The sequence below is a fragment of the Klebsiella sp. M041 genome (genome assembly GCF_059759695.1).
This window is the reverse complement of the sequence record NZ_JCAXWU010000002.1, coordinates 194,621-207,319: the sequence shown is the minus strand read 5'-3', so window position 1 is coordinate 207,319 and position 12,699 is coordinate 194,621. Positions and strand designations below refer to the sequence as shown.

At 58.8% G+C, this 12,699-nt stretch carries 15 protein-coding genes; 5 read left to right on the top strand and 10 right to left on the bottom strand.

Annotated elements, in window-relative coordinates:
• Positions 1 to 55 precede the first annotated feature (55 nt).
• On the top strand, positions 56 to 697 hold the full coding sequence (gene pyrE / locus AC6CWS_RS02995; RefSeq protein ID WP_004205073.1) for an orotate phosphoribosyltransferase: 642 nt from the start codon (positions 56 to 58) through the stop codon (positions 695 to 697).
• A gap of 45 nt (positions 698 to 742) precedes the next feature.
• Here the strand turns inward: pyrE and slmA are convergent, their stop codons facing one another.
• From slmA to coaBC, 3 genes are all read right to left on the bottom strand, one after another.
• A complete protein-coding gene (gene slmA, locus AC6CWS_RS02990) occupies positions 743 to 1,339 on the bottom strand; it encodes a nucleoid occlusion factor SlmA (RefSeq protein WP_004205072.1) in 597 nt (198 codons plus the stop codon).
• Positions 1,340 to 1,463: 124 nt separating this feature from the next.
• Positions 1,464 to 1,922 (bottom strand): dUTP diphosphatase, encoded by a 459-nt coding sequence (gene dut / locus AC6CWS_RS02985; protein WP_004145270.1) that lies wholly within the window; start codon positions 1,920 to 1,922, stop codon positions 1,464 to 1,466.
• A complete protein-coding gene (coaBC, locus tag AC6CWS_RS02980) occupies positions 1,900 to 3,114 on the bottom strand; it encodes a bifunctional phosphopantothenoylcysteine decarboxylase/phosphopantothenate--cysteine ligase CoaBC (protein ID WP_004205070.1) in 1,215 nt (404 codons plus the stop codon). The genes dut and coaBC overlap by 23 nt, the downstream gene beginning before the upstream one ends.
• 172 nt (positions 3,115 to 3,286) lie before the next feature.
• Between coaBC and radC the strand changes: the two genes are divergently transcribed.
• From radC to mutM, 4 genes are all read left to right on the top strand, one after another.
• Positions 3,287 to 3,952, top strand: a complete 666-nt coding sequence (gene radC / locus AC6CWS_RS02975; RefSeq protein WP_017900054.1) for a RadC family protein — start codon at positions 3,287 to 3,289, stop codon at positions 3,950 to 3,952.
• 216 nt (positions 3,953 to 4,168) lie between these two features.
• Positions 4,169 to 4,405 carry a 50S ribosomal protein L28 gene (gene rpmB / locus AC6CWS_RS02970; RefSeq protein ID WP_000091955.1) on the top strand — a complete coding sequence of 79 codons (237 nt, stop codon included), beginning with the start codon at positions 4,169 to 4,171 and terminating at the stop codon, positions 4,403 to 4,405.
• 20 nt (positions 4,406 to 4,425) lie between these two features.
• A complete protein-coding gene (gene rpmG, locus AC6CWS_RS02965; RefSeq protein WP_002922510.1) occupies positions 4,426 to 4,593 on the top strand; it encodes a 50S ribosomal protein L33 in 168 nt (55 codons plus the stop codon).
• A gap of 135 nt (positions 4,594 to 4,728) precedes the next feature.
• On the top strand, positions 4,729 to 5,538 hold the full coding sequence (gene mutM / locus AC6CWS_RS02960; protein WP_032454367.1) for a bifunctional DNA-formamidopyrimidine glycosylase/DNA-(apurinic or apyrimidinic site) lyase: 810 nt from the start codon (positions 4,729 to 4,731) through the stop codon (positions 5,536 to 5,538).
• Between the two features lie 122 nt (positions 5,539 to 5,660).
• On the opposite strand, the gene coaD is transcribed toward mutM, so the two are convergent.
• From coaD to rfaQ, 7 genes are all read right to left on the bottom strand, one after another.
• Entirely contained in the window at positions 5,661 to 6,140 is a 480-nt protein-coding gene (gene coaD / locus AC6CWS_RS02955) for a pantetheine-phosphate adenylyltransferase (RefSeq protein WP_004205067.1), read from the bottom strand.
• Complete coding sequence (locus AC6CWS_RS02950) at positions 6,137 to 6,913, bottom strand: glycosyltransferase family 2 protein (RefSeq protein ID WP_032454366.1); 777 nt, start codon at positions 6,911 to 6,913, stop codon at positions 6,137 to 6,139. The genes coaD and AC6CWS_RS02950 overlap by 4 nt, the downstream gene beginning before the upstream one ends.
• The gene (waaA, locus tag AC6CWS_RS02945) at positions 6,913 to 8,187 is read right to left on the bottom strand and encodes a lipid IV(A) 3-deoxy-D-manno-octulosonic acid transferase (protein ID WP_004205065.1); all 1,275 of its coding nucleotides are present in this window, start codon (positions 8,185 to 8,187) and stop codon (positions 6,913 to 6,915) included. Before waaA ends, AC6CWS_RS02950 begins: the two co-directional genes overlap by 1 nt.
• A gap of 91 nt (positions 8,188 to 8,278) precedes the next feature.
• Positions 8,279 to 9,268, bottom strand: coding sequence for a glycosyltransferase (locus AC6CWS_RS02940; protein WP_498256381.1), 990 nt, complete (start codon positions 9,266 to 9,268; stop codon positions 8,279 to 8,281).
• Positions 9,269 to 9,297: 29 nt separating this feature from the next.
• Positions 9,298 to 10,392 (bottom strand): glycosyltransferase, encoded by a 1,095-nt coding sequence (locus AC6CWS_RS02935; protein WP_065882890.1) that lies wholly within the window; start codon positions 10,390 to 10,392, stop codon positions 9,298 to 9,300.
• A 2-nt stretch (positions 10,393 to 10,394) separates the two neighbouring features.
• The gene (locus AC6CWS_RS02930) at positions 10,395 to 11,522 is read right to left on the bottom strand and encodes a glycosyltransferase family 4 protein (RefSeq protein ID WP_065882889.1); all 1,128 of its coding nucleotides are present in this window, start codon (positions 11,520 to 11,522) and stop codon (positions 10,395 to 10,397) included.
• The gene (gene rfaQ, locus AC6CWS_RS02925) at positions 11,519 to 12,595 is read right to left on the bottom strand and encodes a putative lipopolysaccharide heptosyltransferase III (RefSeq protein WP_048298566.1); all 1,077 of its coding nucleotides are present in this window, start codon (positions 12,593 to 12,595) and stop codon (positions 11,519 to 11,521) included. The genes AC6CWS_RS02930 and rfaQ overlap by 4 nt, the downstream gene beginning before the upstream one ends.
• Between the last annotated feature and the right edge of the window lie 104 nt (positions 12,596 to 12,699).

The following is a 12,699-nucleotide window of genomic DNA, read 5'->3' as shown; positions in this document are numbered from 1 at the left end:
GACTGAGAAGTCGCCTTTTTTTTGACCGTAAAAAAGTAAGATGAGGAGCGAATCCATGAAGCCGTATCAGCGCCAGTTTATTGAGTTTGCGCTTAGCAAGCAGGTTCTTAAGTTTGGCGAGTTCACGCTGAAATCCGGGCGTAAGAGCCCCTATTTCTTTAACGCCGGCCTGTTTAACACCGGGCGCGATCTGGCTCTGCTGGGCCGTTTTTATGCCGAGGCGCTGGTGGATTCCGGGATTGAGTTCGACCTGCTGTTTGGCCCGGCCTACAAAGGGATCCCGATTGCCACCACCACCGCGGTGGCGCTAGCCGAACACCATGACCGCGACCTGCCTTACTGCTTTAACCGTAAAGAGGCAAAGACTCACGGCGAAGGCGGCAATCTGGTCGGTAGCCCACTGCAGGGCCGGGTCATGCTGGTGGATGATGTGATCACCGCCGGTACGGCGATTCGCGAATCCATGGAGATCATCCAGGCCAACGGCGCGCAGCTGGCGGGTGTGCTGATCTCCCTGGATCGTCAGGAGCGCGGCCGCGGCGAAATCTCCGCCATTCAGGAAGTGGAGCGGGATTACGGCTGCCAGGTTATCTCGATCGTCACCCTGAAAGAGCTGATCGCTTACCTGGAAGAGAAACCGGAGATGGCGGAACACCTGGCGGCAGTTCGCGCTTATCGCGAAGCCTACGGCGTGTAACGAAAATGCCCGGTAAGCAGAGCGCTACCGGGCAATGCAAAAAAACTACTGCAGCTGTGCGGCGACCAGCGGCCAGCGGGCGTCGAAATCATCCGTCGGACGGTATTTGAACTCGCTGCGCACAAAGCGCGACAGCATGCCCTCGCAGAAGGCCAGCAGCTGGCTGGCCAGCAGCGTTTCGTCGAGAGTATAGCCTTCGCCTTCGCGCATTTTTTTCTCGCGCATCACCTGACGCAGCTGCACTTCGATGCGTTCAAAAAGCTGGTTGATACGGCCCTGCAGCCGATCCTGTTCGAACATCAGCGCGTGTCCGGTGAGGATGCGCGTCAGCCCAGGATTACGCTCGCCAAACCCAAGAATCAACAGAACAATCAGGCGCAGGCGCGCGGATGTGTCCTTCTCATCTTTCAGAATCAAATTGATGCGCGTAATCAGACTGTCTTCAATGAACTCGATCAGGCTGTCAAACATGCGGGTTTTGCTGGGAAAATGGCGATACAGCGCGGCTTCAGAAACGCCGACGGAAGCCGCCAGTTTCGCGGTGGTAATACGTTGGCTACCATCGCTGGATTCCAGCATTAGCGCCAGAGATTGAAGTATTTCTTCGCGACGATTCCGTTTCGCAGTTTGCTTTTCTGCCATGTTTTAAAATACCCCTGAAAATAAGCACTTGTCAGGCAGACATCCACAACGCGACCGCAAACCAGAGTTTGCGGTGATGTTATTGCATTATGCGCGTTGGGATGCAGATTCCGTGTTGCTGGGCTTATTTACGCCCTGAGTGACCGAAGCCGCCTTCGCCGCGGTCGGTGGCATCGAAAGATTCCACCAGGTTAAATTCCGCCTGCACGACCGGCACAAAGACCATCTGCGCGATACGTTCGCCCGGCTCGATAATAAAGCTCTGCTGACCGCGGTTCCAGACGGACACCATCAGCTGCCCCTGGTAATCGGAGTCGATAAGGCCCACAAGGTTGCCGAGCACCACGCCGTGCTTATGACCCAGGCCCGAGCGCGGCAGGATCACCGCCGCCAGAGAGGGATCGGCGATATGAATCGCAAGGCCGGTCGGCAACAGCGTGGTTGCGCCCGGCGCCAGCTCTACGGCGTCGTCGAGACAGGCTCGCAGGTCAAGTCCGGCGGAGCCGGAGGTGGCATAGGTCGGCAGCGGAAATTGCTGGCCGACACGCGGGTCCAGAATCTTAACGTCGATTTTTTTCATCATAACGGGTCACGATCTCGTCGAGTAATAATTGGCCCAGGAGTTCCTTGCGCTCAAGTGGTAAGCGCTTTTCCCCATCCTGCCAGAAAAGGTGTAATGCGTTGCTATCGCTGTTAAATCCCTGATTAGGCTGGGAAACATCGTTGGCGCAAATCAGGTCGAGGTTTTTGCGGGCACGTTTTTGCCGCGCATATTCTTCCACATTATTCGTTTCGGCGGCAAACCCAACGACGTAGGGGCGATGCGATTTTAGCGCTGCAACCCCGGCGACGATATCCGGGTTTTTAACCATTTTTATTGTTAATTCATCACCTTGTTTTTTTATTTTATCTTCGGCGATGGCGGCGGCTCGGTAATCCGCCACCGCGGCGCAGCCAATAAAAATGTGCTGCTGCTGAGCGCTGGCCTGGACGGCCGCTTCCATTTCCAGCGCGGTAGTGACATCAATGCGCTGTACAAAGGGCGGTGTCGGTAGCGATACCGGTCCGCTGACCAGGGTCACGTTCGCGCCGCGCTGCGCGGCGGCGGCGGCAATCGCGAAGCCCATCTTACCGGAGCTGTGGTTTGAGATGTAACGTACCGGATCCAACGGCTCACGGGTCGGGCCCGCGGTAATCATGAGGTTGAGATGTTGCAAATCTTTGACAGGGGAGGCGAAATGCTGTGCGACCATCTCCACGATGGTTAACGGATCGAGCATTCGCCCCGGGCCGACGTCGCCGCAGGCCTGGCTACCGCTGTCCGGCCCCCACAGCAGCAGGCCGCGGGATGCGAGCGTCTGCAGATTATGCTGGGTGGCCTGCGCGCGATACATCTGCTGGTTCATGGCGGGCAAGACGGCAACCGGGGAAGGGGTGGCGAGACAGATCGTCGACACCAAATCATTGGCCATGCCTGCCGCCACGCGGGCGATCAAATCGGCGGTCGCCGGGGCGAGGATCACCAGGTCGGCCCATTTTCCGAGCTCAATATGGCCCATGGCCGCTTCCGCCGCCGGATCGAGCAGGCTGTCGGAAACCGGATAGCCGGATACCGCCTGCAGGCTGAGTGGGGTGATGAACGCTTTTGCCGCCTCCGTCATTGCGACACGCACTTCCGCGCCGCGTTCACGTAGTCGCCGTACCAGTTCCGGGGTTTTATACGCCGCGATACCGCCGCTGACGCCCAGGACGATTTTTTTACCCGCCAGAGTCATCATGATGTATTCCTGTTGCCGTAGACCAGAATCCGCGCATCTTATCACAATCCTGCCGCCGTCGTGCCTCTGACGGGCATTCACTTTGCGAGCGGCTACGCAGGGTGAAAAGCGGCGGGTCGGCAGCGTCGTCAGGTTGTGCCAGGATAGGCTGATTCACGCAGGAGGGCGCATGGACGGAACGGAAAATCTGATGCCACGGGAGAAGATGCTGCAATTCGGCATCGAGGCGCTGACGGATGTTGAGCTACTGGCGCTGTTTCTGCGCATTGGCACACGCCGTCAGGATGTGCTGAGCTACGCCCAGGCGTTATTGCAGCGTTTTGGTTCGCTCTACGCTCTGCTTTCCGCTGATAAAGCGCAACTGGTTGCCGTTGACGGGCTGGGGCTGGCGAAATATGCGCAACTGAAGGGGATTGCCGAGCTGGCGCGGCGCTATTTTAGCTCGCAGCTGGTTGAGGAGGCCGCGCTGGTCACCCCCTCGATGACGCGGGAATTTTTGCAAAGCCAGCTGACGGAAGAGGAGCGCGAGATCTTTATGGTGATCTTTTTAGATAATCAGAACCGCGTGTTGAAACATAGCCGCCTTTTTTCTGGTACTCTTAGCCACGTTGAGGTGCATCCGCGAGAAATTGTACGCGAAGCCATCAAAGTGAACGCCGCCGCCGTGATCCTTGCGCATAATCATCCCTCCGGTAGTCCGGAGCCGAGTCAGGCTGACAGGCTGATTACCGAAAGGGTAGTAAAGTGTTGTCGATTCATGGAGATACGTGTGCTTGACCATCTGGTTATCGGCCGCGGTGCGTATGTATCTTTTGCCGAACGTGGCTGGATTTAGCCCCGAACTGGCGATCCTTCGGGATCTTTGTCTGTTCGGGACTTGAGCACATCGCCGAGTCAGCGTATACTACGCCACCTTTGAGAATCTCGGGTTTGGCATTTGGGCCTGGCAGTCGAGAGTTCACATTGAACTGCGATGACCAGGCTGTAAAGCCTGACGAGGCGCCAATACCCCATACGAAGCTCGAGCTAATTTGATTTTTGGAGAATAGACATGTCCCGAGTCTGCCAAGTTACTGGCAAGCGTCCGGTGACCGGTAACAACCGTTCCCACGCACTGAACGCGACTAAACGCCGTTTCCTGCCGAACCTGCACTCTCACCGTTTCTGGGTTGAGAGCGAGAAGCGTTTTGTCACCCTGCGCGTATCTGCTAAAGGTATGCGTGTAATCGATAAGAAAGGCATCGATACAGTTCTGGCTGAACTGCGTGCCCGTGGCGAAAAGTACTAAGTACTTAGAGGAAATAAATCATGGCTAAAGGTATTCGTGAGAAAATCAAGCTGGTTTCTTCCGCTGGTACTGGTCACTTCTACACCACCACGAAGAACAAACGTACCAAACCGGAAAAAATGGAACTGAAAAAGTACGATCCGGTTGTACGTCAGCACGTTATCTACAAAGAAGCTAAAATCAAATAATTTTAGCCTCCTTGTATAAAAACCCCGCTCCGGCGGGGTTTTTTGTTTTTAAAACTCCCCCATATTGCTTTCACACACTCCCTTTTCAGCCACCTGTCCGTGAAGCACAATACGCCGGGTAAATGGAGGAAAATCATGCCTGAATTACCAGAGGTTGAAACCAGCCGCCGCGGCATTGAGCCGCACCTGGTTGGCGCAACCATTCTGCACGCCGTCGTGCGCAACGGACGGCTGCGCTGGCCGGTTTCTGAAGAGATTTATCGCCTGAGCGACGTTCCGGTGCTCAGCGTGCGTCGTCGCGCCAAATACCTGCTTCTGGAACTCCCGAACGGCTGGATCATTGTCCATCTCGGGATGTCGGGAAGCCTGCGCATCCTGAGCGAAGAGCTGCCTGCGGAAAAACACGATCACGTTGATCTGGTTATGAGTAACGGTAAAGTCCTGCGCTATACCGATCCGCGCCGCTTTGGCGCCTGGCTGTGGACCAAAGAGCTGGAAGGCCACCCGGTGCTGGCGCATCTGGGGCCGGAGCCGCTGAGCGACGCCTTCAACGCCGATTATCTCCAGCAGAAATGCGCGAAGAAGAAAACCGCGATCAAACCCTGGCTGATGGATAACAAGCTGGTGGTGGGCGTCGGCAATATCTACGCCAGTGAATCGCTGTTCTCCGCCGGGATCCACCCTGACAGGCTGGCGTCCTCACTGTCGCGGGACGAGTGCGAGCAGCTGGTGAAGGTGATTAAGCTGGTCCTGCTGCGTTCGATAGAGCAGGGCGGCACCACGCTGAAGGACTTCCTGCAAAGCGATGGCAAGCCCGGCTATTTTGCCCAGGAGCTACAGGTCTATGGCCGCAAGGGCGAACCCTGCCGGATCTGCGGCACGCCGGTTGTCGGGACCAAGCATGCCCAGCGGGCGACCTTTTATTGCCGCCAGTGTCAGAAATAGTCACCGGAACAGGAATGATTGTCGGCCAGGTCAGCGGACCTGCGGGGGCGCATCTGGTGGGCCGGGGACGTTTGTAGGCCAGATAAGCGCAGCGCCAGCCTGGCTCATGCCCAGCAGATACGTTACTTCAGCTTATTCAACAGCGCCTGGTGGACGTTGGCTGGCAGGAAGTGAGAGACATCGCCCTGGTGGCGCGCGACTTCTTTGACCAGCGAAGAGGAGATAAACGACCACTCTTTGCACGGCATCAGGAACACGCTCTCAAGGGTGGGCATCAAATGGCGGTTCATATGGGCCAGCTGCATCTCATATTCGAAATCCGCCACCGCCCGCAGGCCGCGGATCAGGATATTGGCCTGCTGCGCGCGCGCGAAGCTGGCCATCAGGTCGCTGAAGCCGACCACCTGAACATTCACCAGGTGGGCCGTCGCCTGCTCCGCCAGCGCAATACGTTCATCAAGGCTGAACATCGGCTTTTTACTCGGGCTGGCGGCGATAGCCAGCACCACTTTATCGAACATACTCGCCGCGCGGGTGACGATATCGATATGGCCATTGGTGATGGGATCGAAGGTACCCGGATAGATCGCTTTTGTGCTCATGATGACTCTTTCTCCGAGTAGCCGTGGCTCAGCGCCCACAGCTCGGTATATTTCGTAAACGTATACTGCGCGTTGACCATCGCCAGTAACCAGCCCTGCTTACCGTCCAGCACCCCACCGCGCAGCAGCAGCGTTTTCAGGAACGCGCCCAGCGTGTGGCTGAATATCCCCGCCATCGAGGTCTTCTTGCCCTTCTGGTGGCGTTCTAGCGCCCATGCGGCGGCATACGCCAGCTGTTTTTGCTGAAAGCCAGCGAAGTCGCGGCACGTCAGATGCAGGAGATCGCCGGTCAACGGAATGACCTCGGCGCCCAGGCTATCCAGCGATTCATGGACCAGATTATCGTTATAGCGGTAACGGGCGCGTTCGTACAGGCGCAGGACGCGATCGGGGTACCAACCGCTGTGGCGCATAAAGCGTCCGAGAAAATAGTTACGGCGGGCGATGCTGTAGATGGCGCCGCGCTGCGGGGCTGCCAGTACCGTAAGAATAGCCTGCCTGAGTTCCGGCGTGACGCGCTCATCGGTATCGATCATCAACACCCAGTCGCCGGTGGCGTAGTCCTGCGCGCGCTGGCGCTGAATGCCATAGCCTCGCCAGTCGGTATGGGTATAGACCTGCGCCCCGAGGCGGCGAGCCAGCTCGACGGTGCCGTCGGTACTGCCGGAGTCGAGGACGATAATTTCATCCGCCCAGCTAACGGAGTCCAGACAATCCGGCAGCAGGTCCGCTGCATTTTTGGCGATCATCACCACGGAAAGCCGGTTCGACATTAATGACTCCGCTGCGGCAGGTAAGGTTGCAGTAACTGTAGCAGACGCGACAGCGCGCCCTGGTTTTGGTGCAGCACTTCCACCGCGTGACGGCCATACCACAGGCGGTAGTCTTCATCGGTCAGCAGCGTGGAAACCTCTTTGACCAGCGAGTTAGCGTCGGTAACGGTGATCAGGCCATCGTCCTGCTGCAGCTTGGCGCAGATATCTTTGAAATTGAAGGTATGCGGCCCCATCAGCACCGGAATGGCGTGCGCCGCCGGCTCGAGCGGGTTATGGCCGCCGCGCTCCACCAGGCTGCCGCCGACGAAAGCGAGGTCGGCAATGCCGTAGAGCAGCATCAGTTCGCCCATGGTATCGCCAATGACCACCTGGGTACTGGAGGAGGGGATCTCGCCGGTGCTGCGCAGAGTGAAGCTCATTCCGGCTTTTTGCACCATGTCGCGGGCGTCAGGGAAGCGCTCCGGATGGCGAGGAACAAGGATCAGCAGCAGGTTCGGAAAGGTCTCCAGCAGCTTTTTATGCGCCTGGAGGATAATTTGCTCTTCGCCATCGTGGGTGCTGGTGGCAATCCAGACTTTGCGGTGCGGCGCCCATTGCCGGCGCAGCGTCACCGCGCGGGCCGCCAGCTCTGGCGTGACGGAGATATCGAATTTCAGGCTGCCGGTGACCGCCAGCTGGTTGCGCTTCAGTCCCAGCGCGAGGAAGCGGTTGCCATCTTCTTCATTCTGCGCGGCGATAAGCGTAATACGGCTCAACAGGCGGCGCATAAAGCCGCCCAGCTTGGCATAGCCTTTGGCGGAACGTTCGGACAGGCGGGCGTTGGCAATCACCAGCGGGATCTTACGCTTATGCAGCGCGGCTACCATATTCGGCCACAGTTCGGTCTCCATGACGATCACCAGCTTCGGCTGAACGGTGTCCAGGAAGCGGTTCATGGCGCCGGGCAGATCGTAGGGCAGATAGACGTGATGGACATCTTTGCCGAAGGCCGACATGGCGCGCTCGGAGCCGGTCGGCGTCATGGTGGTGACGGTGATCGGCAGAGAAGGGTAGCGGTGGCGCAGGGCGCGAACCAGCGGGATGGCGGCTAAGGTCTCGCCGACGGAAACGGAGTGCAGCAGAATGCCATCCGGCTCTACCTTGTTCTGACAGAAGCCATAGCGTTCCGCCCAGCGTTTACGGTAGGCAGGAGCCTTACGACTGCGCAGCAGCAGCCGCAGCCACACCAGCGGCTGAATAAGGTAAAGTAGGGTGGTATAAAGCAATTCCAAACTATTTATCCGTTCTCTGTTTTGGCGGGCAAATTCTAAGCATTTAGCCCGCGTAAAGCTATCTCTTTGGCGGAAACAGCGGGTTTTTGGTCTATCCCGCGTGGCGATAACGCTTAATACGCAGATAACGGCGTCCCAGGCGCCAGCGTAAACGGAAAGTACAGGCGTTTTTCCAGATTAACCGCCAGATACCGCGGTCGAAGAATTCTTTAATGATAACATGCTTTTTCGACTCATCTTTCATACTGTCGAAGGTGTGGATGATCCCCAGGCCTTCTTTGGCGATCTGCCAGCGACAGGCGGCGATATGGCGCACTTTGTCCGGGTAACGCTGGTTGATCGCCTCCAGCATCTCCAGAATTTTCATGTAATGGCGCGCCGAACGCATCAGCGTGTCGTCGTTGTCCGGCTTATGCGACACCGACTCAGAGTGGATGTAGTAATCATAGAATTGCTGACTGGTGTACTGCACGCGCTCCGCGGCCAGCAGCGCCTCTGTGGTCCACGGGATATCCTGATGGCGCAGGCCGGGCTCGAAATGGAAGTGATGCTGGCGGATAAAATCGTGGCGATAGATATTGAGCCAGGTGACGTGCAGAAATTTCCGCGAGTCCAGGGCCTGCTTGAGCCAGACATGGCCCGGCAGCACACCGGTCGAGGGCAAGCGATCCAGCGGAAAGATCGGGTGGCTCTCGCGGCGCTTTTCGTACACGTAGGTGCCGTTGCAGGTGGCGACATCGAGATGTGCTTTCTCCGCCATCTCCAGCAGCGTGCGATACATGCCCGGATAGAGTTTATCGTCGATGTCCGGAAACGCGAGGTACTTGCCGCTGGCAACCGCCAGGCCGGTATTGCGCGCGACCGAGACGCCCTGGTTTTCCTGCTCCAGCACCTGGACGTTCTGCAGCCGATCCCGCCATTCGGCGATCACCGCCAGGCTGTTGTCCGTCGACCCATCGTTCACCAGGATCGGTTCATAGCTGTCCAGCTGCTGCTGTTCAATGCACTCAAAGAATTGCGCAAGAAATTTCTCACCGTTGTAGACGGCAGCCACGATGCTCAGTAAAGGCGTTTGACTCATAAATCTTCGATCCTGGTTAACTAACGGCGTCAGATGCGCTGCAGCTGACGGTACTGCTGACAAATGGACACGACGCTGAATTTTTCCAGCGCGGCATCGTCGATGGCCGGCGGGTTATGGTAAATGCTTTGCATCGTCTGAGCCAGCGCCGGACTGGTGAGATCCGCCAGACCGCGGGCAAGTTCGCCGGTGAGGATCTCGGTGACGCCGCCGGGGCAGCGGGTGCTGGCGACCGGGGTATGCAACAGCAGCGCCTCCACCACCACATTGCCGAATCCTTCGCTATCCGAGCTCAAAACCAGCATCCGCGCGCCTTTGATCCACGGTAAGGGGTTTTCCTGAAAACCTTTGAACCACACCCGGTCGTCAATCTGCAGCGTTTTGGCCAGCTGGCGCAGGCGCTGCTCTTGCTCCGGTTTCCCCTGGCCTAACAGCACCAGCGGCGCGTCGATGCCGCTTTGCGCGTAGGCTTCGAGCAGGCGGTCGTGGCGTTTGCCGGGATGGAAGCGGCCGACGTGAATCAGGTAGTCGCCGTCCGGGCGCTCGCTGTCGGCTTCCGCCCCGGCGCGCAGGGCGGCGATATCGAAGGGGTTATAGATGGTTTTCAGCTGCGCCGGGCGCAGGGCGAAGGCGTCCACCAGATCGCACCCCACGGCGTCGGAAACCGCTACCACGTTGCGCCCCTGGTAAATCCGCTTAATTTTCTGCTGCTTCATCCAGCGGTCAAAGCCGGTACGGTGACCAAGATAAGAGGCCGAGAAGACGCCGTGCAGGCAGAACCAGACGTTGCGCTCGCGCAGCGCCCGGCTGCGGGCGACGATGCGGTCTGTTTTGTGCAGGTTGGAGAGCACAAGGTCAAATTGTCCCTGCTGCTCGGCCCGGATGACCGCGGCGTCCAGCTGGCGGGCGCGGCGGGACAGCTCGGTCAGCTTGCGCCACGGTTTGCGGCAGCGATCGGCCACCACCTGGTAGTCGAGCCCCTCGGGCAATGGGTACTCGCAGACGTCGCGTAGCGAAATGAGCGAGACCCGATCGCCGTCGCGCAGGAACTGCGCCGCCAGGGTGAGAACCACTTTCTCCGCGCCGCCGCCGGGCAAACCGTCAATCACAAATAAGATGCGCATCGTTATTTCACCAGATCCTGATAAAGGGAAAGCAGCTGGGTTGAGAGGCGCTCGCTGGTGCAGGTCATGATGCGCTCGCGGGCGCGGTCGCCTTCCGCGGAGCCCAGCGCGCGGGCAGGCAGGGCCATCACCGCCTGCTGCAGCGCCGGGATATCCAGGGCGTCGCAGACGTAACCGTTGTGGCCGTTGACGACAAACTCTGCCCCGCCGCAGCCGGTGGTGGTGATCACTGGCAGACCGCAGGCCATTGCCTCAAGGATGACGTTGGGGAACGGATCGTAGAGGGTCGGCAGCAGCAGGCCATCGGCCATCTGATAGAACGGCAGCGTCTCCGACTGCATGCCGAAGAAGCGCACCCGCGCTTCGCAGCCGAGGCTTTTCGCCAGCGCCTGATAGCGCGGCTGATCTTTATCTTTGCCAACCACCAGCAGATAGCGATCGGTCGGGGCGATGGCGCGGATCGCCGCCGCCAGCCCTTTACGCTCAAAGCCGGAGCCGACGTAAATCAGGCAGGTTGCCTGCAGCGGCAACTGCCATTTGGCGCGTAAGGCGGCAAAGGTTTCTTCGCCCGGCGGCAGGAAACGCTGGTTATCAATGGCGTTATAGATAACGTGGATCTTGTCCGCCGGCAGGCCAAAGTCTTCGATGATCTCGCGTTTGATCATCTCGGCGTTGCAGATCACCCCGCGCAGATGCGGGTCTTCGTACATCTCCCGTTCCGCTTGCATCACATAACGGTGGTAGCGGTCGGCGAACAGCAGGCGGCTTTTCCAGGCCGGTAAAATGCGCGAGCGCTGTTGCAGCCAGCGGCGATGAACGCCGTCGCCGGCGCGGTAGAGATCGCAGCCGGGAATACGCTCATGGCTCTGCACCAGGTCGAAACATTCGCGCTGCCAGAGCGCCCGCGCGGCGTTGGCAAACCCGCGCTCGCGGCTGATGCGCCCCCATTTGCGCGGATTACAGATATGGATCTGCCAGTCCGGTTTCACCGGCCCCTGCCATTCGCGGGTGATGACGTTCAGCTGCAGATGACTGCTGTCGAGGGCTTCCAGCGCGCGGGAGACAAACCGTTCTGCGCCGCCGTCCGGGCGGTACTTCTGCCGCACCAGAGCCAGCCTGAATTTACTCATGCCAGTACCTTTTTCGCCGCCGCGATCACGGCGTCGGTAGGAATTAAATCGAGATAACGTTCGTCGGTGTTGGTGTTGATGGCGTCCGGGTCGGGCAGCGGACCGAAGTCGCCTGCCCAGATCACCTCGCCTTTCGCCTGCCACGGACGCCAGAAGGTCAGCTTCGAGGGGCCGAACAGGGCGACCAGCGGAGTGCCGAGAGCCGCAGCCATATGCATCGGCACCGAGTCGACGCCGATAAACAGCCGGGCGTGATCGATCACCGCCGCCAGCTGGCGCAGCGTTAACTGGCCGGCTAAAGAGTGCAGCCGCGCCTGCGGGCAGCCGGCGATGATGGTCTCCACCATCTTCTTCTCTCTATCGTCGGGGCCGGAGGTGAGTACCACCGCGTACCCTTCGGCGGACAGCGCGTTGATCAGCGCGCTCATCCTGTCTTCGCGCCAGCATTTAAAGAACCAACGCGACGTTGGCTGGATGACGATGTAGTTATCCCGGAAGTCCTCCGGCAGCAGGGCGCGGCTGGTGGCCCAGTCTGCTTCGCTGTAGCCCATCCGCGCCGGGGCGTCGTTCAACTGGATACCGAGTGGAGCGAGGATAGAGAGATTCTGCTGTACCGTATGCAGCTGATTATGCTGTTGGGTGGCGGCCAGCGCGGTGTGGCAATAGCGCCAGAACGGGTGGCGACGCTTCGGAAAATCAAAGCCGATCCGCGTCGCGGCGCCGGTCAGTTTGCTGATAATCGCGCTCGGCCACTGGTCGGCAAGGTTGAGCACCATATCGTATCGCTGCTGGCGCAGCGTCTGAATGAGCTGCCATTGCATCTTCAGCTGATGCTTTTTCCCCTGCTTTTTCCAGCGGCGGTCGAGACCATAAATATGGTGGATATCGGGGTTGGCGGCGAGCATATCCCGGGTCTCTTCATACAGCAGGACATCCACGCTGGCGGCGGGATACTGCTGTTTCAGCGCGTGAATAAGCGGGGTGATCAGCAGCATGTCGCCATGATGGCGCAGCTTAATGACCAGGATCCGCGCCGGGTTCAAGGGGCTGCGGGAGAGGGTTTCAGGCGTCATACTCTGTTCTTCATCCAGGATAAGGGTTCCGATTCTAGGGGATCAGACAGATTGAGAGAAGCGTTGTATTGCTCTACCATGACCCGATACGTATGGCCTGAGGA